This window comes from Hoylesella buccalis ATCC 35310 (assembly GCF_000177075.1).
In the GTDB taxonomy this organism is placed as follows: Bacteria; Bacteroidota; Bacteroidia; order Bacteroidales; family Bacteroidaceae; genus Prevotella; species Prevotella buccalis.
The window spans coordinates 1-22,276 of record NZ_ADEG01000042.1 but is presented as its reverse complement, the minus strand read 5'-3'; the positions used below and the strand labels follow the sequence as shown (position 1 = coordinate 22,276).

Sequence of the window (22,276 nt, the reverse complement as noted above, 5' to 3'; positions counted from 1 at the left end):
TTTGACAGTATGAAAAATATATGTTTTAACATAGCGGTGGCATTTTGCGCAGTCTTGCCCTTGACATCGTGTAACGACTGGCTGGATGGCGTTACTCAAACAGCGACCGTAAGTGATGAGATTGTTTGGCAAGACGCAAAGCACGTTGATAAAAACGTGAATGCTTTTTATACCGCTTTGCACAGATACGGCCAGTTTGGAGAGACGCAGTTTGGCGGTAGCCTGACAGAAAGCCTTACCGATGCCTTCAAATATGGATCGGTTTCATTGGGCCATCGTGCAGGGCACCCCAATGTTTATGTTACCGACCCATCCGTGGTGACACCCGATGGCTGTCTATATAATGTATGGAGCGAGAGTGCTGCTTACGGAAGTATCAGGCAGATAAACCAGTTTTTAGCCATGCAGAAACAATATTCTAAGTTTTCTGAGGAGCAAAACGCACGCTGGGAGGCTCAGGCTCGCTTCTTCCGCGCATACCTATACTTCCAGTTGGCCAAACGGCATGGTAGCGTAATTATCTATGAAAACTTGCCGGAAAGCAACGACAAAGCACTAAGTTCGGCTGAAGAAACTTGGAAATTTATCGCTGATGATCTTGACTTTGCGGCAGCTAACCTTCCTAAGGAGTGGGCAGACCCCAACGCAAAAGGCAGGGTAACTCAAGGAGCAGCCTACGCCCTGAAGTCACGAGCCATGCTTTACGCAGAACAATGGCAGGCTGCATACGATGCGGCTGACAAGGTAGAGAAGCTCGGGCTGTACGATTTGGCATCCAATTACGCTGACGCATGGAGTGGTAACAACAACGAATGCATATTGGCGTTCAGGTACAACAAGGACAGTGGACCCTACCACAGCTTTGACCAATACTATGTGCCACAGTGCGACGGATACGATTTTGGTGCTACGGGTACACCCACGCAGGAAATGGTGGAGTGCTATGAGACCAAGGACGGTAAAATCGTGGACTGGACTCCATGGCATGAAACAACCAACCAAAAGCCTCCTTACGACCAGCTTGAACCTCGATTTGCCGCAACCATCATATATGCGGGAAGCGAATGGAAGGGACGCAAGATGGATTGCAGCGTAGGAGGTAAGAACGGAGAGTTCATGGCTTATCGTGAGCAAGCCTACTCTTTCGGCAAAACCACCACGGGATATTTTCTTCGTAAACTGCTCGACGAAAAGCTAACGGACATCAAGGGACAACACAGCTCGCAACCATGGGTAGAAATACGCTTTGCCGAGGTGTTGTTGAACAAAGCCGAGGCTGCTTTCAGATTGGGCAAAACCAGTGAGGCACAGACGCTCATGAACCGCGTGCGAGCACGTGTTGGACTGCCTTCGAAAACCTCTACCGGTGACGCTTGGTTTAAGGATTACCGCAACGAGCGTAAGGTGGAATTAGCTTACGAAGGACATCTGTTCTGGGATATGCGCAGGTGGAAACTGGCTCATATTGAGTATAACAACTACCGCTGTCACGGTATGAAGATTACCAACGGCACATACGAGTATGTTGATTGTGACGGTCAAGACCGTAAGTTCTCGTCAAAACTCTACAGGCTGCCTGTTCCTACATCCGAATTGAAGAACAATAAGTTGGCCAAACAGTTTGATGAATGGAAATAACAACCTTTAAGTATTGACAAATATGAAAACCAAAATATTAACATTAGCCTGCAACCTGCTGCTTATTTTTACATGGGTGGGTTGCCAAGAGCCCGAGGAGTTTCACCCTAATATAGAGCGAAACGGCATTACAAATCTCACTGCACGGTTTATTGATGATGACAGGGATGAAAACAACTTCACGAGTGAGATAGACTATCAAAATAAAGTGATTACTGTTGTGTTTCCCTACAACTATCCACGGTTGTCTGACAATGTTCTCGACAAGTCGTCACTCAAAAAGATGCGGGTGTTCGCAAGTCTCGAAAACAACGTGTATGTGACACCTAAGCTGTACTTTATGGATCTGACGAAGGAAAACACGATTACCGTAACCGACCAGAATGGGGGGAAGGCAGACTATAAAGTAGTGGCTGAAATAAGAAAAAGCAACGAGTGCGCCATCACTAAGTTTGACCTCCCGAATGCTAACTTAAGTGGCCTTGTGAAGGAAGCAGACAAGGTTATCTCCCTTGTCTCCGCTGACGAGATTGGCAAACAACTTGCTACGGTGAGTATCTCTCACGGAGCCACCATTTCACCAGACCCAACAATCGTAGCCCTCGATTATGACCAGGAACAACAATTCAAGGTTACGGCGCAAGACGGCGTTACCTCGATGGTGTATACAGTGAAAAAAGAAATTCCACAAAAAATCAACAATGGGTTGCGCGCCAGCAGCGCTCAACTATTGTGGGTAAAGAAACTTGTGGACATCGGACTAACCCAAAACCACATGACCACTGGTATCGCAGCCCTTAACAACTATGTTGTCGTGAACGAGAGAGGCAATGGACAAGCTGTATATCTCAACGCCAAAACCGGAGAGATAGCGGGTCATATCGACATCAGCGAATTTGCGGGGAGTCTGACAAACATGTATGCCACGGCCGATGATAACGATAATATATTGTTCTGTAACTTGAACAACCAAAAAGATGGAAAGTTCATCATCTGGAGAGTAAAGGGTGTCAAAGGCAAGCCTGAAAAGTATTTGGAATACACCACAAGCGCACAGATGGGACGTAAACTATCTGTTATTGGTAGCTTGGACGGTGATGCTATCATTACGGCACCTATACATGGTACCGCAGGACAGTTTGCACGCTGGCAGGTGAAAGGCGGAAAGCTGGTTTCTACCACGCCAGTCATGGTTCAAGCCCAAGGCTTAGGCAACTGGGGTAATAATGCGGATGTAATATACAGCAATCCAGCTGACCCCACAAGCGACTATTTCGCTGCATACTATGCCGCACCAAGGCATGCTTCAATGTTTGACGGGAAAACCAATTCTATCAAAGCCAAGGGACCAGAAATATCTTCCAACTGGCTTCAGAATGCGGTAGACTATACCGTATTTAACAAAGCACACTACTTCATTTCTAACTCTGTGAACCTTTGGACATGGGGTACAGACGATTGCATCTACTTGTTCGACACAGGTGGTGGCAATTTGGACACGCAGGTGCTTGACTTCTCTTCAAAAGGCTTGGACATAAATGGCAAGTATGGAGGCAAGGCATTAGGAAAACAAAACGCAAATGGAACAGGCGACGTCGCACTGAGAGTATCGAACGACGGATACTATCTGTACATCTACTTCATGTTTACCAACGGATATGTTGGTTGCGTGCGCTGCGACTGTTTGGATTTATAATCTTTCATTCAACCATCTCAATGCTTTGACCATGTCACTGCATTGAGATGGCTATTATCGTTCACGGTTGATAAAAAACATATCCATTTTGTTGGATGATGAAAAAAGAACCGTAAATTTAATGACAATAATAAAATAATAAAGGACAACGGATGAAGCAACAACATTGTACTATCAGCCTTTTATTCCTGACTCTACTTGTTTTTGTAGCATGTGGATCAAAAGATCCAATAGATTATTGGGGACAAAACAAACAAAAGGAAGAACAGGAAAATAACAAAGAAATAGAAAATAAGACCGACAAACCGAGATATATCTGGATTGACGCGGCAGCGAATTTTCCTGACTTCGCCAATAGTAAAGAGGCCATAACAAGAGATTTGACCCTTGCTAAAGACGCAGGTTTCACGGATATCGTGGTAGACGTGCGCCCAACATGTGGTGACGTGTTGTTCAAGACCTCTACAGTAGAACAAGTGAAATATCAATACGCATGGACATCTACAGGCTATACAAAGATAGACCGCACGGCCACGTGGGACTATTTGCAAGCGTTCATAGATGCCGCACGAAAATTGGGTTTGAAAGTTCATGCAGGCATTAACACGTTTGTGGGAGGAAACACCATGAACAACGGAACGGGCATGGTGTATCGTGACGAGAGCAAAAGGGCATGGACAACACAAATGAGCACAGCTCAGGGAATTGTCAGTATCATGGACGAGGCTGAGCCTACCAAGTTTCTAAATCCAGCCAATCCGGAAGTGCAAACTTTTCTTTGCAACTTGTTGCGAGATCTTGCGAAATATGACCTTGATGGTATCGTGTTGGATCGAGGCAGATATTTGGATTTGCGTGCTGATTTCTCTGATCTTTCTCGCAAAAAATTTGAAACATATATGGGAAGCAAAGTCTCTAATTTCCCAGAAGACATCCTTCCCAAAGGCGCGACAAAGCTATCGGGGAAATCTTCTGATTACACAAAGAAATGGTTGGAGTTTAGAGCAAAAACCATTCGCGACTTTATGGAAAAGGCACGAAACGCAGTCAAGAGCGTCAATTCAAAAATACAATTTGGCGTGTATGTTGGTGGTTGGTACTCTACCTATTACACTGTGGGTGTGAATTGGGGCTCTCCTAATTTTAAAACCTCTGATTATTATAGATGGGCAACTAAAAACTATCACTCCTTCGGATACGCTGACTTGATGGATCAAATGCTCATTGGTGCGTACGCCTCGCCATTGCTTGTTTATGGCAATACGGAATGGACCATGCAGGGATTCTGCCAACAGGCCATGTCAAAGATAAAAGGGGCTTGCCCCAAAGTAGTGGGAGGACCTGATGTCGGTAATTGGGACACGGCCAACAAAGCCACCCAAGAGCAGGAAAACCAAGCCATCGTGCAATCTGTCAAGGCATGCATGGATGCTTGTAACGGTTATTTTCTGTTCGACATGATTCATCTTAAGAAAGCCAATCAATGGAAATATGCCAAGGAAGGTATTGCTAAAGCCATCGACAAAACAAAGTAATAACATATAATATACGACTTATGAAAAGAGCCTGTCTCACACTACTCCTATTGTGCACCACCTTACTGACTTTTGCCACAATCAAACCCAAGGTCATGTGGTTGGATTGTTCGGCCAACTTCGAGCGATTCAGCTATCCTGACTCCATCAGGTATTACGTTGGCAAATGTCATGAGGCCGGTATCACACATTTAGTATTAGACATCAAGGATAACACCGGCGAGGTGCTTTACGACAGTAAGTACACATCGAGGAAAAGAACGTGGAAGGGATTTACACGTCCTGATTTTGATTTTATCAACACGTTCATCTCTGAAGCTCACAAGCGAGGCATGATTATCTTTGCCGGCATGAACATCTTCGCTGACGGAAGCAAAGCGCACGGCCAGTTAAGAGGAGCTGTCTTTGGGAAAAACAAGAAATGGCAATCCATCAATTACGTTCCCGGAAAAGGACTCATCCCCGTGACAGAACTAAATGGAAAAACGTCCATGTTCTTAAATCCGGCCTTGAAAGACGTGCAACGACATGAAATCAACATCGTGAAAGAGGTGGTAAAACGCTTCAAGTTTGACGGTATCATGTTGGACAGGGCGCGTTATGATTGCATCGAATCAGACTTTTCGGAAGCATCGCGCACCTTGTTTGAAAAATACATCGGTCAAAAACTAAACAGATATCCAGAAGACATCTATGAATGGAAAGCCAACGACAAAGGCTCGTTCGACAGGATTCCCGGTCCGTATTACAAGAAATGGATAGAGTGGCGTGCCTCTGTCATCTATGGTTTTATAAAGGATGTCAGATCCGCAATAAAAAAAATAGATTCCCAATGTATACTGGCCTCATACACGGGGGCATGGTACCCTACCTATTATGAGGTGGGTGTGAACTGGGCAAGCAACAAGTATGATCCTTCAAAGGATTTCCCATGGGCCACGCCTGAGTATCGTCAATATGGCTATGCAGAACTGATAGACTTCTACACCAACGGTAATTATTATAAAAATGTAACCATAGACGATTATTACAAGTCGTCAGGATTGTACAAAAACGAGACCGACAGCGAAGTCTCGTCAGGCGAATACCTCTGCGTGGAAGGCGGTTGCAAATACACAAGGCAGCTGTTGCAAGGCGCCAAGCCATTCTATGGAGGCCTGTATGTAGAAGACTACCGTAAAAACCCCTTGCAGTTTCAGAAAGCTGTCAGCATGAACCTCAAAGAGTCTGACGGAGTCATGATATTCGACATCGTGCACATCATCCTCTATGATTGGTGGAAAGAGCTGAAAGAAGCGTTGGACGAAGACCATGTGCCTAATCCACACGAGCTGTATGGATCGGTCACTTGCGAAGGCAAGGGCGTACCCAATGTTGTGGTGACAGATGGGAAACGCTGTGTAACGACAGATAAGAACGGCGTATATCGCATCCCAAACGTGGGTGACACGCGGTTTGTGTACATATCCACGCCTGCCGGATATCTCACCGAAACCAATAGGGGAATACCCCTGTTTTATCAAGAAACTGACCATCAGAAACAACAGATGGAATACAATTTCAAACTCAAGAAAAATCCCAAGGACGACACAAAACATATCGCCATCGTAGAGGCCGACGTGCAAGCCAACTCCAAAGAGCACTGGTTGAAATACGGCCCAGTAGTGGACGACTATCGCAAGTTGTTGGCCTCAACCCCTGACAAAGATGCGTTTGGGTTATCATGCGGTGACATCTGTTGGGATACGCCGACAACATTCTTTGAGGATTACATGCGACAGGCACAGCGCATCGACCTTCCTTTTTATCGAGTGATTGGAAATCACGATATGGACTACAATGGCCGAACGCACGAAACATCCTACCGATCGTTTGAAACGCATTTCGGACCATCATGCTATTCTTTCAACAAAGGCAACGCACACTATATCGTTATCAATAATTGCTTTTACGTTGGACGACAATACTTCTATGTAGGATACATCGATGAGAATACCTTCAAGTGGTTGGAGCAAGACCTTTCCTATGTTCCCAAAGGCACCGTAGTGTTTGTAGCGGCGCATATTCCTTTCAGATCTACGGTGAAAGAACAACCGTTTGTTTACACCTACGAATACTTAGGAGGCGAAACCATCAACGCAGAGTCGCTCTTCAAACTGCTTGATGGCTACGAATCGCATTTCCTCACAGGGCACATGCATACCAATTCGAACGTCATTTTCAACAACCATCAGATGGAACACAACATCGGAGCCGTATGTGGAACATGGTGGCACGCTCCATTATGCCTTGACGGTACGCCGCAGGGATGTCAGGTCTTTGAGATGGATGGCAAGAAGGTAAGCTGGTATTACAATAGTACGGGCTATCCCAAGACATACCAGTTCAGGGCGTATGCACCTGGCACGGTGAAAGAATATCCCAAGGATATCATCGCCAATGTGTGGAATTATGACGACCAATGGAAAGTGGAGTGGTTGGAAAACGGTAAGCCGATGGGTGTGATGACGCAATACACCGGTCTGGACCCAGCAGCCGTAAAAATGGTTAAGGACCATCGCAAGACCATGCAAAGCTGGATTGCGCCCCTGCCCACCAAACACATGTTCCGTGCCACGCCTCGCAATTCCAAATCTAAATTGGCCGTGCGAGTGACCGACCGTTTCGGAAATGTTTACCAAGAAGAAATAACACGAAAATGAAACAATTCTTTTTATCTTGTGCCGCACTCCTTGTAGCTTGTGTAACACCAAGCAACACTACTGCCAAGGTGACCTTGACCTCAATATGGGGAGACAACATGGTGCTACAACAACAGGCGGATGTCAGGTTCACAGGCACTGCCAAGAAAAACAGTAAAATAACGATTAAAGCATCGTGGAGTGACAAACGCATCATGACGCAAAGCGACAGTAACGGCCGTTGGCAAGCCACGTTGCATACCACTTCGGCAGGAGGCCCATACTCCATCACATTCTCTGATGGCGAGGTGTTAACCCTGAGAAATATCCTCCTTGGCGAGGTTTGGTTCTGTTCCGGACAGTCCAACATGGAAATGCCCGTGCGCGGATTCAAGGGTCAACCCGTTTATGGTTGCCAGCCTTACATTGTATCGGCTAACCCACGTAGGCAGCTGCGACTCTACACCGTTCAACGCGATTGGAGTACCACACCCAAGACCGAGGGTGTGAAAGGACAATGGATGGAATTGTCATCACAGGCGGTAGGCGACTTCAGCGCAACGGCCTATTTCTTCGGAGATTTGTTGCAACGCTCCATCAACGTACCGGTAGGATTAATTCACAGCTCGTGGAGCGCATCCAAAATCGAGGCATGGATGAGTCGACAGACTCTACAACAATTCAGTGAGGTAAAATTGCCTGATGTCAACCAGTCCAAGTTTGGATGGGAAGCTGGTACACCTACACTGCTGTGGAATGCCATGGTAAACCCTTGGAAAGGATTCCCCGTACGAGGCGTGATATGGTATCAAGGTGAGGCCAACGTTTCCAATCCAGCCCTATACAAACGTCTTTTTCCAGCGATGGTGCAACAATGGAGAACCTTTTTTGAAAATAAAGACATGCCCATCTATTACGTGCAGATAGCACCCTATCAGGCGGGCGGCAAGGATAAACTCGAATGGGCATGGTTTCGCCAGTGCCAATTGGAGCTGATGAGCGAGGTGCCCAATGTGGGAATGGTGACTACAACCGATGCCGGCAGTGAGCTGTTTATACACCCACCATATAAAATAAAGGTGGGCGAGCGACTCGCCTATTGGGCGCTGACAAAGACATACGGTCGCAGTGGCTTTCTTTATTCTGGGCCGATTTACAAGTCGTGTACGCTTAAGGATGGCATTGTGGAAGTTACATTTGAGCACGGACAAGAGGGCATGATTCCTGAAAATCAAGAAATACGTGGCTTCGAGCTTGTTGACGCAAGTGGAAAAATACATCCTGCCAATGCAAGAATCATCAATAGTACTGCCAAAGTTAAAGTGTGGAACGACTCTGTGCGTCAGCCTACCGAGGTGCGTTATTGTTTCCGCAACTATATGCAGGCTGATTTGTGCAACAATGCAGGACTTCCGGCCTCTCCCTTCAGAGCTGAAATAAAATAATCCGAAATCAAGGTGCCAGTGGTTCGGCATCATTCATTAACTTTGCCTTATATTCATAAAAAATCAAATAACAATGGTCAATAGAAGAGAATTTATCAAAAAGACGGCACTCGCAGGAGCAGCTATAACGATGGCCCCGATAGCAAAGGGAGCCAACCAACTGACAAAAACAGAGAATCTGCTCAATACGCAAGGAAAAGGCGTTAGTGGCTCTCTCATCGTTCCGAAGAACAACGGACTGAAGATAACTGGTACTTTTTTGGATGAGATTTCCCATGACATTCCTCACCAAAACTGGGGAGAAAAAGAATGGGATCAGGATTTCAAGTACATGAAGGCTATCGGCATTGATACCGTGATTGTCATCCGCTGTGGGTACCGTAAGTTCATGACCTATCCCTCCGAGTATCTTGTTAAGAAGCATGGATGTTACATGCCTTCTGTCGATTTGATAGACATGTATCTCCGCCTGGCCGATCGATACGGCATGAAGTTCTACTTTGGCCTTTACGATTCTGGTCGATACTGGGACACGGGTGACATGTCTTGGGAGATTGAGGACAACAAATATGTCATCGATGAAGTGTGGAAGCGTTATGGTCACCACAAGAGCTTTAAGGGATGGTACATCAGCACCGAAATTAGTAGACAGACCAAAGGTGCCATTCCCACGTTCCATGCCCTAGGCAAGCAGTGTAAGGATGTTTCTGATGGTTTACCTGTATTTATCTCTCCATGGATAGACGGAAAGAAAGCGGTGATGGGTACGCAGCAGCTCAGCAAAGCCCAAGCGGTTTCCGTGGAGGAACATGAGCGTGAATGGAACGAGATTTTTGATGGCATACACGACGTGGTTGATGCCTGTGCTTTCCAAGACGGACACATCGACTATGATGAGCTGGATGCTTTCTTCTCGGTGAACAAAAAGTTGGCCGACAGGTATGGTATGCAATGTTGGACCAATGCCGAATCGTTCGACCGTGACATGCCCATCAGGTTCTTGCCAATTAAATTTGACAAGCTGAGAATGAAGCTGGAAGCTGCCAAGCGGTGTCATTACGATAAAGCCATTACTTTCGAATTCTCCCACTTTATGAGTCCACAGTCGGCCTACATCCAGGCACATCACTTGTACGATCGTTATAAAGAATATTTCAATATCAGGTAATCTATAGTTTTCCATATCATGAATGATTCTTCCGTAAAACTGGGATATGTGTTTTATTTGGCGCTGGCTGCGGCATTGGGCGGACTGCTCTTTGGGTATGACACGGCCGTCATATCAGGCACCATAGACCAGGTCACGAGTCAGTTTTCGCTTAGTGTTTTACAACAGGGGTGGTATGTAGGTTGTGCCTTGATCGGTTCTATCATAGGCGTGGCTTTCGCCGGTTGGTTAAGTGACGAGATTGGACGCAAGCCTGCCATGTTCCTGTCCGCCATCTTGTTCACCGTTTCAGCCATCGGGTGTGCCATCACCCCTACGTTCAATTGGTTAGTGATTTATCGTATAGTGGGCGGCGTTGGCATCGGCGTAGTATCAATAGTTGCACCCATGTACATATCAGAGGTTTCCGTTTCGCAATATCGAGGCAGAATGGTGTCCCTCTATCAGTTGGCCATAACAGTTGGTTTCCTGGCTGCCTATCTGGTCAACTTCTTGCTCTTGGGTGTTTCTCAAAGCCATTCTTTCGCATCTTCACAATTCCAACTGATATTTGTGGATGAGGTGTGGCGAGGGATGCTGGGCATGGAAACGATACCAGCATTGTTCTTTTTCATCCTTTTGTTTTTCATTCCAGAGAGTCCGAGGTGGCTGGTTGTTCGTAACAAAAGTGCTCAAGCTACCCGCATTCTTGAAAAATTCTTTTCCGAAAAGAAAGAAGTGGATGCTGTTGTCAGTCAGGTACAATCCAATCTGGCCTCGCAAGTTAAGACCGACTGGCATCAACTTCTGCGCCCGGGAATCTTCACTGCTGTCGTTGTCGGAGTGTGCATCGCCATTCTCGGACAGTTCATGGGCGTGAATGCTGTGTTGTATTATGGCCCTTCTATCTTCAAGGATGCAGGTATGACCGATCCCTTGTTCTGCCAAGTTCTGGTGGGCATCGTCAATTGTGTCACAACTATCCTGGCCATGAGTATTATCGACAAGGTAGGAAGAAAAAAACTCATCTATTATGGTGTGTCTGGCATGATACTGTCGTTACTGATGATTGCTTTCTATTTCGCATTCACAGAGGCGTTGAACCTTTCGGTCTATTTCATGCTTTCATTCTTTCTCTTCTATGTGTTTTGCTGCGCCATCTCTATCAGTGCGGTGGTTTGGGTACTGCTTTCCGAGATGTATCCCAACAGTGTCAGAGGCGTTGCCATGTCCATCGCCGGTTTCGCATTATGGATAGGAACCTATCTTGTGGGACAGCTCACACCATGGATGCTCACATCGCTGACACCTGCCGGTACGTTTATATTCTTTGCCATCATGTGTCTGCCCTACATGTTCATCATGTGGAAATACATTCCGGAAACCGCCGGCATGTCATTGGAAGAAATAGAACGCTACTGGACCAAACGCAAATAACCAGTTTGTTCAAGTGAAATTCATGGATTATACCCAAATAATGTATCATAGCAACATGAAAAAGATTTTGTTACTGTTACTGTTGTCGTGCTCGCTTTCGATACATGCAGCCAACCCTAAGCCTTTCACGATTCCCGAACTCAAGACTTGGTACGGTGGCAAAGGCTCTTTTGTGCCTACAAAAGCATCGCGCATTGTGTATACTGGCAATGACAAGCGTGTGACAATGGCTCTCGAGGTGTTTGCCGCCGACTACCAGAAGATGTTCAATACCTCGCTGCCCATCGTGAAAGACAAGGCTCGGGCAGGGGATTTCGCATTTGCCGTTAGCACCAAAAAGGGGGCCAAGGCAAACGCAGGCGACGAGGCTTACAAAATTAATATCGGGCGTGTCGCCCGTGTGGAAGCTGCCACGCCCCAAGGCATCCACTGGGCAACGCGTACCATTCTGCAACTGTGTAGGCAGAACGAAGGGTGTACCATGCCTCAAGGCACCATCATTGACGCTCCTGCTTATCCCACCCGAGGGTTCATGCTCGACTGTGGTCGAAAGTTTTTCACCATGCGTGTGCTCAGACAATATGTGCAAATGTTGTCTTATTACAAAATGAACACACTGCACATTCATCTAAACGATAATGGGCACCGCCAATTTTTCAACGACGATTTCGACAGCACGCCAGCGGCGTTTAGGTTGGAATGCGACACCTATCCAGGCTTGACGGCGCGCGACGGACACTATACTAAAGAAGAATTTAGAAGCCTGCAACGATATGCCGACAGTCTTGGGGTTGAGATTATACCCGAGATTGATTTCCCAGCACACTCGCTCGCCTTCACCCGTTACAAGCCGGAATTGGGCAGCAAGAAATACGGGAAAGACCACTTGGATTTGTTCAACCCCGAAACATACACTTTCCTGGATGCGTTGCTCAAAGAGTATCTTGGCGGTGACGAACCTGTTTTCAGCGGAAAATACATGCACATTGGCACCGATGAATATGCCAACGAGGACAAGCAAGTGGTGGAGAAGTTCAGGTACCTTACGGATAGATACATTAACTATGTGGAAAAATTCGGCAAGAAGGCTATGATATGGGGACAGCAAACACATGCCAAAGGCACCACGCCCATCAAAGTTAAAGATGTTACCATGCAGATTTGGAACAACAACTACGCCAATCCTCACTCCATGGACAGCTTGGGGTACGACATCATCAGCATTCCCGACTGGCAAGTGTACATCGTACCCAAGGCTGGTTACTACCAGGATTATCTTGACATCAAGAAATTGTACCAGAATTGGACACCAGCCCATATAGGCGACGTGGTGTTCCCCGAAGGACATCGAAGCATCAAAGGTGGAATGTTTGCTGTTTGGAACGACCACATCGGCAATGGCATCAGCGCGCAAGACGTGCACTACAGGTTCTTCCCTGCCTTGCAAACGCTTTCCACTAAAACATGGTCGGGTACAAGCACCTCGTTCTCGTTTGAGCAATTTGACTCTCTGCGCAAGACCTTAGATGAAGCTCCAGGACTGAACGTGGCCGGCCACTATCCACAGGGTACCATCTTGAAACGGGCGCAAGTGAACCGTGGAGACCGCATGCCCATAGACCAAGTGGGCTGGGATTACGAGGTGGCATTCGACATTGACTACGCACCCGAAGAAAAGGGAACCGTATTGTTCAGCTCCGATGATGCCACTTTCTATCTGTCAGACCCCATCAACGGACTTGTCGGGTTCAGTAGGGACGGCTATCTCTACAACTTCGGCTACCAACTATTGCCAGGCGAGAAGGTCAATATGAAAATTCGGGGCGACCGAACCGAGACCTCATTGTGGGTTAACGGGAAAATAGTGAGCAGACTCAACGTGCTGAAATTGAGAAACGTGGATTATAATCAGATGCATTATTTCCGCACCTTAGTCTTTCCGTTGATGAAAGCGGGAAGCTCTTTTAAAAGCAAGGTAACCAATCTGTTGGTAACTAGCCAACCCTTACCAACCAAACCCCAGACTATGGCTGCATCTTCAAAGCCATGAGAATATTCATGACCATGTGTATCGCACATGTCACCAAATTGTTTGGAACTATGTCTTATACACAAGCTGGGTAACAGCAAGGCGGAGTAGACACATTGAACAACATTAGTCAACAACGGAGGCAAGCATCTGTCATGGGTGTTTGCCTTCTTTCTTTTTGTACTTGACTATGCTATTGCATCTTCTTGGCTTTGCCCACACCGCGGTTGTACTTATAGATGTGGAGCAAAGTATATAGGGTAGGAGAGAGTCTGTTGTGTTGGTCAGTTGGTACTTTTGTCCGTATAAATGACAATAAAAAGCTACTTCCAAAAGTGCAGAATAGAGAAAATCGATAGGCAAATGCGCTACATTTATCTCTTTCTGAATTCAGAAAATAGGCATGAAAGTCCAATAGCATGGAGTTGTGTGCTTAAAAGATAAGATATTCGTGCTCAAGTAACATGCATTTACACCTTTAAAGCATACCAATTATACGGTTAAAAGCATGCTTTAACCATGCAAAAGCACGAAACACAAGTTCAAAGATTCGGCTTAAAACACTTAACGTGTTGAACAACAGAAAGATATGGTGATTGCGTATATTTTCAAAATTTGCGAGAACCTCGAGGCATGGTGGAAAATAAGCGAATTATAGCGAGGTGATTGTCAAGTAAAATGACAGATTATTTTCAAACGAAATCCTACGCTGAAAAGTCCCTGTTTGTTGTATATAGCCTATTTTAAGGTCATCTGGACGCACGGTAGACTGTTTCTCTACGAATGGTCATATTACTGACATGATATCAAGCCGCACACGTCTGCATTATTTTCTATTTACTTTCAAGCAGAATATACTACAAAAATGTTTCAAGTTTTCGATTTTAATTTGTATCTTTGCCTTATAAAGTGCTTTGATTTGAAACTCAACACATCTTTGCTTTCATTTATATAGGTTAAATCAACATCAAAAATGAAGACCATACTAAAATTAGAATACTTGCACCGAAAGCCTGACAATTATAAAACAATTCTCAAGTATCTGATGCTTCATGATGGCTGTACGATACCGGAAATATCGAAACATATCGGTATCAGCGTTCCAACTACGACAAAAATCATCACAAATCTGATGAGCAAGGGGTTTGTGGTTTCAAAAGGAAAACGCGACCAGACGCACGGTAGGCTTCCTACGGTTTATGGTCTGTCTACCGATTCTGGCTATTTTTTAGGCATCGACCCCAGTTATGACTCTTTAGCCATGGCGCTTTGTGACTTCAGTGGAAACATTGTCTTTGAGAAAAATAAGATTCCCTTTCAATTAGAAAACACACAGCAATGCCTTGACACCTTGCTCGATCTTGTGAATGAATATATTGGCTCTCTTGACATACAAAAGGAATCTATCTTGCATGCTTCTATGAACGTGTCGGGCAGAGTGAATCCGTTCACCGGAGTTAGTTATAGTATATTCGATTTCTTGAATCAGCCATTAGCCAAGTATATTTCAGATCAGATTGGCATTCCAACGTGCATTGAAAATGATACCCGAGCCATGACTTTTGGCGAATATTTGGTAGGTTGCTGCAAAAGTGCCAAGAATGTGCTGTTTGTCAATGCGAGTTGGGGCATAGCAATCGGCATTATTGTAGGTGGTAAAATATATTATGGGAAATCAGGCTTCTCGGGTGAGTTCGGTCATGTGAAAGCTTATGATAATGAAGTGTTGTGTCGCTGTGGGAAGAAAGGCTGCCTGGAGACAGAGGTTTCAGGCATGGCTCTGCTGCGCGAAACGGTGAAAAACGTGTTGAAGGGCAAACGTTCCATCCTTTCTGACAAAGTGCTCAAAGAGAATAAAGAACTCACACTATCAGACGTTCTGTACGCAATTCAGAAGGAGGACACGCTGTGTATTGAAACTTTGCAGAAGATAGCTGACCAGTTAGGGCGCAATTTGGCAGGTATGATTAACATCTTCAACCCAGACATGCTGATTATCGGTGGCGACTTGTCGCAGACCGGAGATTACATTACACAGCCGGTTCAGATGGCTATCAAGAAATATTCACTGAACATCGTTAATGAAGATTCGGAAGTTGTAACCTCAACATTGCGCGAGAGAGCAGGCGTCGTAGGTGCTTGCATGGTTGCCAGGTATCAAGTTGTTAGAGATTAATGCGCTTGATGGATGCCTCTTCATCATCTGAATCATCCACATAATGGTTCTGAAATCACGATAGTGATTTGCTCGTGTTTTGAGTGTTTGCATCTACCTTTCAAATAAAAAGTGAACTCTTTACCCGGAATAATTTTATCAGTAACACATCATGTATACGCAAGAACAAGGATTATACATTGCACATGGGCAACAAGGCCCTATTGTGATGAATGGCAAAATGGCTAATCGACACGGATTGGTGGCAGGAGCAACGGGAACAGGAAAAACCGTTAGCCTGCAGGTGATGGCAGAATCGTTCTGTCAGGCGGGCGTTCCCTGCTTCATGGCTGACATGAAAGGCGATTTGTCGGGTATCAGTCAGACGGGCCATCTCACAGGTTTTATTGAGAAACGAATGGCAGAATTTGGCATCACCAATCCGCAGTTCCAGTCTTGTCCGGTGCGGTTCTTCGACGTTTATGGGGAGCAAGGGCATCCCATGCGTGCTACCATTTCGGAGATGGGGCCTGAACTGCTGACGCGTCTCCTTGAACTCAACGATACGCAGGCGGGCATTCTTAACATCGTGTTCCGTGTGGCTGACGACCGTGGATTGTTGATTATCGACATGAAGGATTTGCGTTCCATGCTCGACTATGTAGGACAGCATGCCAAAGAGTATACCACGAGATATGGAAATATCTCCTCTGCTTCTATCGGAGCTATCCAGCGTGCACTGCTCCAGTTGGAAAGTCAGGGTGCCGACTTGTTCTTTGGTGAACCCTCTTTCGATATTCATGACCTGTTGCAGACCGAAGGAGGGAAGGGAATCATGAATGTGTTGGCCGCCGATAAACTGATGATGCAACCGAAACTCTATTCCACTTTTTTGCTTTGGTTAATCTCTGAACTCTATGCGACGTTGCCCGAAGTGGGCGATCAGCCACTGCCCAAGCTGGTATTCTTCTTCGATGAGGCGCACATGTTGTTTGAGGGTACGTCAAAAGCCTTGATTGATAAGATTGAACAGGTGATACGCCTCATCCGAAGCAAGGGTGTGGGTATCTACTTGATCACCCAAAGTCCTACGGACATCCCACTCAACATTCTTGGACAGTTGGGCAATCGGGTGCAGCATGCGCTTCGTGCTTACACGCCAAAAGATCAGAAAGCGGTGAAAAGTGCTGCGGAAACATTCCGCACGAACCCTGCCTTTAAAACCGAAGAGGCCATTACAAACCTTGAAACAGGCGAGGCTTTGGTGTCGTTTTTGGATGAGAAAGGGGCGCCACAGATGGTTGAACGGGCTAAAATGCTGTTTCCATTGAGTCAAATTGGAGCCATCACGGACGAACAGCGCAAAGCCATTATCGCTCAATCGAGCTTGGGAAGAAAATACGACCAGCCCATTGATCGTGAAAGTGCTTATGAGCAACTCCTCGAAATGGAACAGCAGGCACGGCAAAACACGCCTGTAGAAGAAGAAAAATCAGCACCGAAAGCCGCAGCCGGTAATGGCAACAGCCTTTTCAGTAAAGTGTTGAAATCGGTCATCACCGCCCTCACAGCCACTTTTGCCTCGGTATTAGGAACGGTAGTTTCTAACCAGGTGACGGGTAAGAAATCGCGTTCTCGCAAGACAGCCACTGAGCGTGCTGTTAAAAATGCCACTTCGGCTGCTACTCGTACCATGACGCGTGAAATCACTCGCAGCATCTTGGGCAATATTGTTAAGTAGGAAGGAGTATGTCTTTCAGCTTGAACGCCACTAAGTTTCAAAGTGATTGTTATGACTCTGACCTGTAGCGGACAGGTTATAGTGTATCTGGATTCTAAGTGTTATGTGCACAATGGCTTGAAAGATGCGATGAGATATGATTCAATAATTTTGAAACAATCCAACAACAAAAGCCCCACTTTTCTCTTATTTTGTACCCTTTGAAAAGTGGGGTTGTGTCTCTTTTTCATTAACTTTGCCGTGATTTTTAATTTACAAACATGGTAAAAGAACAGTTTAACAAGCGCAATCCGCTGTGGTTCAAGCATTTTAACCGCAAAGGATATTCGCTCTTCGCTGCTCTTGGCAAAGAAGTTTTGATTAGTGTCCTCAGCGTAAGCACATTGACTTACGCCAAGGCCGATGGCGTAAGTGTGCGCCACGACTTGGAAGGAGACAGCCTTGCACGCCAGGAAGTGAAGCTCGAAGAGGTGGTCGTCACCGGCTCGCGCGCTCCGCTGACCGTCAGTCAGCAATCGAGAATGGTAACTGTACTGAGCCGAAAGGATATTGAATCGGCTCCGGTACAAAGTGTTAATGACCTATTGAAATTAGCAATAGGGGTAGATGTCCGCCAGAAAGGTCCCTTGGGCGCATTGACCGATGTGGGTATCCGTGGCGGAAATTCGGAGCAGATCACCATTCTGTTGAATGGTATCAATATCTGCGATGCGCAAACTGCGCACAATGCGTTCGACATTCCTGTCGATTTGAGTGAAATCGAACGCATAGAAGTTTTGGAAGGCCCGGCAGGTAGGGTTTATGGCACATCTTCTTTGTTAGGTGCTATCAATATTGTCACCAAGGCGGCAGCCCGCACTTCACTCACAGCTCGCATGGAAAGTGGCTCGTATGGCTATTTCTCCACAGGTCTAAGGGGCAACATCGCCCGCGACAAGTGGAACAACCAGCTTTCCCTCTCAGCCACTCGAAGCGATGGTTATTCACGCAGCAAGGCAGGAAACCTGAATGCTGATTACCGTACGTTCAAGTCGTTTTATCAAGGAAGCTATCAAGACAGTTGGGTTGATGTAAGGTGGCATGCCGGCATGAGCTTGAAAGATTTTGGCGCAAACACCTTCTATGGCGTGAAATGGGACAACCAGTTTGAGCATACTTTCAAGACGTTTACAGCCATACAAGCCGAGAACAAGCAAGGTAAGTTTCACCTTCGCCCGTCTGTTTATTGGAACCGGGGCATGGATAGGTTCGAGTTGTTTCGTGGCGAGTCTAACAAATATCCCTTCAACTACCACCGTACCGACGTGTATGGCGTCAATCTGAATGCCTACTTTGATTGGGTTGGGGGTAGAACAGCCTTTGGTGCTGAGCTGAGACACGAAGACTTGATGAGTGGAAACCTTGGGGAGAAACTCGAGAACCCACAGCCCATTCATGGCACTGATCGTCAGTACACCAACGGATTGCAGCGCACCAATACGCAATTTGTATTTGAACATAACGTGCTGCTCAATAGGTTTACCCTTTCGGCGGGCTTGATTGCCGTGAAAAACAGTCAGGCGAACATGAACATGCGTGTGTATCCGGGGGTAGATATGAGCTATCGCATCGGTGATGCCTTTAAGCTTTATGCCTCGTACAACACCTCGCTGCGCATGCCGTCCATGACAGAATTGTTCTATTCTGTAGGTGGTCACAAGGCAGACAAACACCTCAAACCGGAGGAACTGTCCGCCCTCGAAGGAGGTATCAAGTTTGGCAACCCTTACATCAACGCCAAGACAGCCGTGTACTACAATCATCACAAGAATCTGATAGACTGGATACAAGACGGTACACGCAATGAAAAAAATGAATTGGTGTGGAAGAGTGTCAACTTTGGCGTGATCAATTCGCTGGGTGTTGAGAGCAGTTTCGACTTTAATTTCTTGCGCATTCTGCCGTCACAGCGTTTCTTAAAGAAAGTGTCTTTGGGTTATTCCTTTATCAATCAAGACCACAAGGAGGAAAAAGGCATTGTAAGCAAATATGTCTTGGAATATCTCAAACACAAGTTTGTGGCTGATGCACAGCTGCATCTCATTGGCAAATTGGACTTAGGTTTGTCTTGTCGTTACCTCGACCGTATGGGAAGCTACAAGGACAGAGAGGGTGTGGCTCACTCGTACAAGCCTTATAGCGTGGTGGACGCACGTCTGACGTGGAACGAAAGTAACTGGAAGGCGTACCTCAATGCCAACAACATTTTGAACAAGACTTACATGGACGCAGGCAATGTGCCACAACCGGGAATTTGGGTAGTGGCCGGTGCTGCCATCACACTGTAGACTTTAACGGCTGTAATCATCAATATGACCATCGCTACTGATGGTATAAAGACCGCACTACCATCATCTACAATCTCGCAGATGTGTTAATCGCACTGCGAGATTGTATGTTGAAAGTAAATGAATGAACCTTCTATCATTCTCGCTTTTAGCCCATATTCGGGACATTCAACCATAAAACACAGCTCTTGCGAGGACAATTAAAAACTTGGGGGCTACCAATCGGTAACCCCCAACCAACACAAAAACTAAACTAGACTTAACTAAACTAATTAGAGATTTTCACAAACCTCCAGATAGTCGTTTGCAAATATAGTAAAGTTTTATAGAAAACCATAGAAAAAACGTTTTTTTATTTTGGTAGATTCAATATTGAAATATTGAGTGCCCATTTCTCTGAAATTGGCGTGGTTAGGGAATACTCGCACAATCTCTCGAGTATGGAACTTTCAAACTTTATGAGAAAACTTTACCCTGATGATGACCAAGATGAACACATGTCACAGCGTGATAGTCACATATTAATATAAGGTAAAGCTGAACAAGTGTAATAGACGGTCGTGCAAGCTGTGCATGCGGGTAAAATGGTCTTCACAGGATACACAGTTGTGAATATTTATGTTGACAAATGTGTCTGTTTATCGATTTTTTGTTATCTTTGTGGTTGAACGATGTTCGCCGCTATGATTCTGTTGGCCTAATGTTTAGCTCTAGGTTTTCCGATTCAAAGTGTGGCAAAAAACGATTGAACGATGGAAAATCAGGAAAATAAAGAAGTGACAAGGTGGAGCAAACTCATGTTTGCCATCTTGAATATCCCAGGGGCCAAGGTTGATAGAGTTGAATTTTTAGTGGAGGCTTTGCGTCCTCATTGCACCGACGAGGAAATCAAAAAGGCTGCCTTACAGCGTCCGATTGATGTCGTTTCGGAAAAATTAATCGCAAAAATAGCTGGTGATTGCATAGTCAAAGAGGCCAAGATGGCAACCCTTGTCTCGACGGTAACAGGTATACCTGGTGGGGCAGCAGTGTTCGTCGCCATACCCATTGACCTGTTGCAGTATTACTACCACACTTTAATCATTGCTCAAAAGTTGGCCTATCTATACGGCTATCCAGACCTGAGAGAGCGAGACGGAAAGATGAAGGATTCGGCTTACGATTTATTGACCATCTTCTTAGGAGCGATGCTGGGGTCGGATGTTGCTAATCAAGCTGTCAAGGAGGTTGCACGCGCACTTTCTGAGGACATGGCGTCTCATTTACCACAGGTCAATGTGCCTACCAATGTTTGGCTTCCCTTTGTAAAAAGCATGTCGAAATGGGTGCGTGGGAAAGTTACCAAAGGCTCTTTGACCAAGCGTTTGAGCAAGGTTGTCCCCTTGGTGGGTGGTGCTGTGGCTGGCTATTTAACCTACGTGTCGTTCAAACCGAATGCTAAGCAGTTACAGAAGGTCATGGCCGAAGATGCGCTTTTATTTAAAACCAGCCACGAATAATGAGGCTCGGACGACATGTCAGGCTGGCGTGCCATTCAATTTTTTCTGCAGATCAAATGGCGTAGACCCTTCTTTTCTTGCTGGTTCTGGGTTTGTTACAATTGTAATATCCTTTTGCCGTCATGAAGTAGAAGTGCTGATTGAATATGATTTTTATTTAACAACAAGATGTTGAATCCTTGGCTTGTAGACAAACAGATACGTTGCTGTGTGCAAATTAGCCAAATATGAACAAGTGTAGTATATTATTTATTTATAGGTAGTTACAGTATTCTCTTGTCGTTTTCCATCTCATTCCTTCACTATTTGAGAGCAAAAGCATTGAGTTAAGCCTGTAATATGCATGTTTTTGACGTGTAATTGCCAGTAAATTGCGCGCCAAAAGGATGTAGGTGGAACGAATACCTCATTGCTTTTACATCAAAATCGGCTTTTTCTTACCCGTTCATCTCTTGTTTGCTCCCTCTGTGCCTATTGATTTTTTCTATATTGTAAGTTTTGAAGAGCCGTTTTTAGGGCTGTTTTCATGATAAAAAATGTACATTTTGTACATAATTCCCTCGGTTCGTAATACATTACGTTTCACTCTAATATTCTCATAAATGACTATATATAAAAGGTGAAATTATAAACAAACGTTAAATACTTGTTGTTTTTCAAACTTTTTTGCTCATTTGTTTGGAGGGTATCACTTTTCGTATTACCTTTGCACTCGCTTTCGCACTAAAAGTTGCGTTAGCGACACAAAGAAGCGATCTTTGAAAAGATTTACATAAAGACAGAAGTAGTACAAGAAGCATGAGTATTGTTAAAGATGCTCATGGGTGAACATTTACGAACCGTTCAATTCTTACTAGAAACGAACAAAGGTGAGAATACTTTTAAATTCTGGAGTTTCGTTCTGAACAGAGAAAACGAAGTTGGTATGATATGCGTGTTCTGGCTT

At 45.4% G+C, this 22,276-nt stretch carries 11 protein-coding genes and 1 pseudogene; all 12 read left to right on the top strand.

From position 1 onward, the window contains the following. Positions 1–9 precede the first annotated feature (9 nt). The 12 genes and pseudogenes from HMPREF0650_RS04500 (at position 10) to HMPREF0650_RS04445 (ending at position 21,330) form a co-directional block, all read left to right on the top strand. On the top strand, positions 10–1,638 hold the full coding sequence (locus HMPREF0650_RS04500; RefSeq protein ID WP_040562455.1) for a RagB/SusD family nutrient uptake outer membrane protein: 1,629 nt from the start codon (positions 10–12) through the stop codon (positions 1,636–1,638). A gap of 22 nt (positions 1,639–1,660) precedes the next feature. Further along, positions 1,661–3,334, top strand: a complete 1,674-nt coding sequence (locus tag HMPREF0650_RS04495; RefSeq protein WP_004348680.1) for a DUF5018 family protein — start codon at positions 1,661–1,663, stop codon at positions 3,332–3,334. Between the two features lie 152 nt (positions 3,335–3,486). After that, entirely contained in the window at positions 3,487–4,869 is a 1,383-nt protein-coding gene (locus HMPREF0650_RS04490) for an alpha amylase family protein (RefSeq protein WP_004348679.1), read from the top strand. 20 nt (positions 4,870–4,889) lie between these two features. Then, complete coding sequence (locus HMPREF0650_RS04485) at positions 4,890–7,571, top strand: calcineurin-like phosphoesterase C-terminal domain-containing protein (RefSeq protein WP_040562453.1); 2,682 nt, start codon at positions 4,890–4,892, stop codon at positions 7,569–7,571. After that, a pseudogene (locus HMPREF0650_RS04480) lies at positions 7,568–8,992 on the top strand (sialate O-acetylesterase); the annotation flags it as partial. The gene HMPREF0650_RS04485 and the pseudogene HMPREF0650_RS04480, both read left to right, overlap by 4 nt. A gap of 76 nt (positions 8,993–9,068) precedes the next feature. Then, entirely contained in the window at positions 9,069–10,163 is a 1,095-nt protein-coding gene (locus HMPREF0650_RS04475) for a DUF4434 domain-containing protein (protein ID WP_004348674.1), read from the top strand. Between the two features lie 18 nt (positions 10,164–10,181). Further along, positions 10,182–11,579 (top strand): sugar porter family MFS transporter, encoded by a 1,398-nt coding sequence (locus HMPREF0650_RS04470; protein ID WP_004348673.1) that lies wholly within the window; start codon positions 10,182–10,184, stop codon positions 11,577–11,579. A gap of 55 nt (positions 11,580–11,634) precedes the next feature. Beyond that, a complete protein-coding gene (locus HMPREF0650_RS04465; RefSeq protein ID WP_050774840.1) occupies positions 11,635–13,629 on the top strand; it encodes a beta-N-acetylhexosaminidase in 1,995 nt (664 codons plus the stop codon). Between the two features lie 952 nt (positions 13,630–14,581). Then, positions 14,582–15,784, top strand: coding sequence for an ROK family transcriptional regulator (locus HMPREF0650_RS04460; protein ID WP_004348669.1), 1,203 nt, complete (start codon positions 14,582–14,584; stop codon positions 15,782–15,784). 151 nt (positions 15,785–15,935) lie between these two features. Continuing rightward, positions 15,936–17,504, top strand: a complete 1,569-nt coding sequence (locus HMPREF0650_RS04455; RefSeq protein ID WP_004348667.1) for a helicase HerA-like domain-containing protein — start codon at positions 15,936–15,938, stop codon at positions 17,502–17,504. Positions 17,505–17,764: 260 nt separating this feature from the next. After that, entirely contained in the window at positions 17,765–19,831 is a 2,067-nt protein-coding gene (locus HMPREF0650_RS04450) for a TonB-dependent receptor (RefSeq protein ID WP_004348664.1), read from the top strand. Between the two features lie 752 nt (positions 19,832–20,583). Further along, positions 20,584–21,330 (top strand): hypothetical protein, encoded by a 747-nt coding sequence (locus HMPREF0650_RS04445; protein WP_004348662.1) that lies wholly within the window; start codon positions 20,584–20,586, stop codon positions 21,328–21,330. The last annotated feature ends 946 nt before the right edge of the window (positions 21,331–22,276 follow it).

Coding starts and splice junctions, on each gene's coding strand:
- HMPREF0650_RS04500 (WP_040562455.1), top strand. CDS start 10: ATGAAAAATATATGTTTTAACATAGCGGTGGCATTTTGCGCAGTCTTG.
- HMPREF0650_RS04495 (WP_004348680.1), top strand. CDS start 1,661: ATGAAAACCAAAATATTAACATTAGCCTGCAACCTGCTGCTTATTTTT.
- HMPREF0650_RS04490 (WP_004348679.1), top strand. CDS start 3,487: ATGAAGCAACAACATTGTACTATCAGCCTTTTATTCCTGACTCTACTT.
- HMPREF0650_RS04485 (WP_040562453.1), top strand. CDS start 4,890: ATGAAAAGAGCCTGTCTCACACTACTCCTATTGTGCACCACCTTACTG.
- HMPREF0650_RS04475 (WP_004348674.1), top strand. CDS start 9,069: ATGGTCAATAGAAGAGAATTTATCAAAAAGACGGCACTCGCAGGAGCA.
- HMPREF0650_RS04470 (WP_004348673.1), top strand. CDS start 10,182: ATGAATGATTCTTCCGTAAAACTGGGATATGTGTTTTATTTGGCGCTG.
- HMPREF0650_RS04465 (WP_050774840.1), top strand. CDS start 11,635: ATGAAAAAGATTTTGTTACTGTTACTGTTGTCGTGCTCGCTTTCGATA.
- HMPREF0650_RS04460 (WP_004348669.1), top strand. CDS start 14,582: ATGAAGACCATACTAAAATTAGAATACTTGCACCGAAAGCCTGACAAT.
- HMPREF0650_RS04455 (WP_004348667.1), top strand. CDS start 15,936: ATGTATACGCAAGAACAAGGATTATACATTGCACATGGGCAACAAGGC.
- HMPREF0650_RS04450 (WP_004348664.1), top strand. CDS start 17,765: ATGGTAAAAGAACAGTTTAACAAGCGCAATCCGCTGTGGTTCAAGCAT.
- HMPREF0650_RS04445 (WP_004348662.1), top strand. CDS start 20,584: ATGGAAAATCAGGAAAATAAAGAAGTGACAAGGTGGAGCAAACTCATG.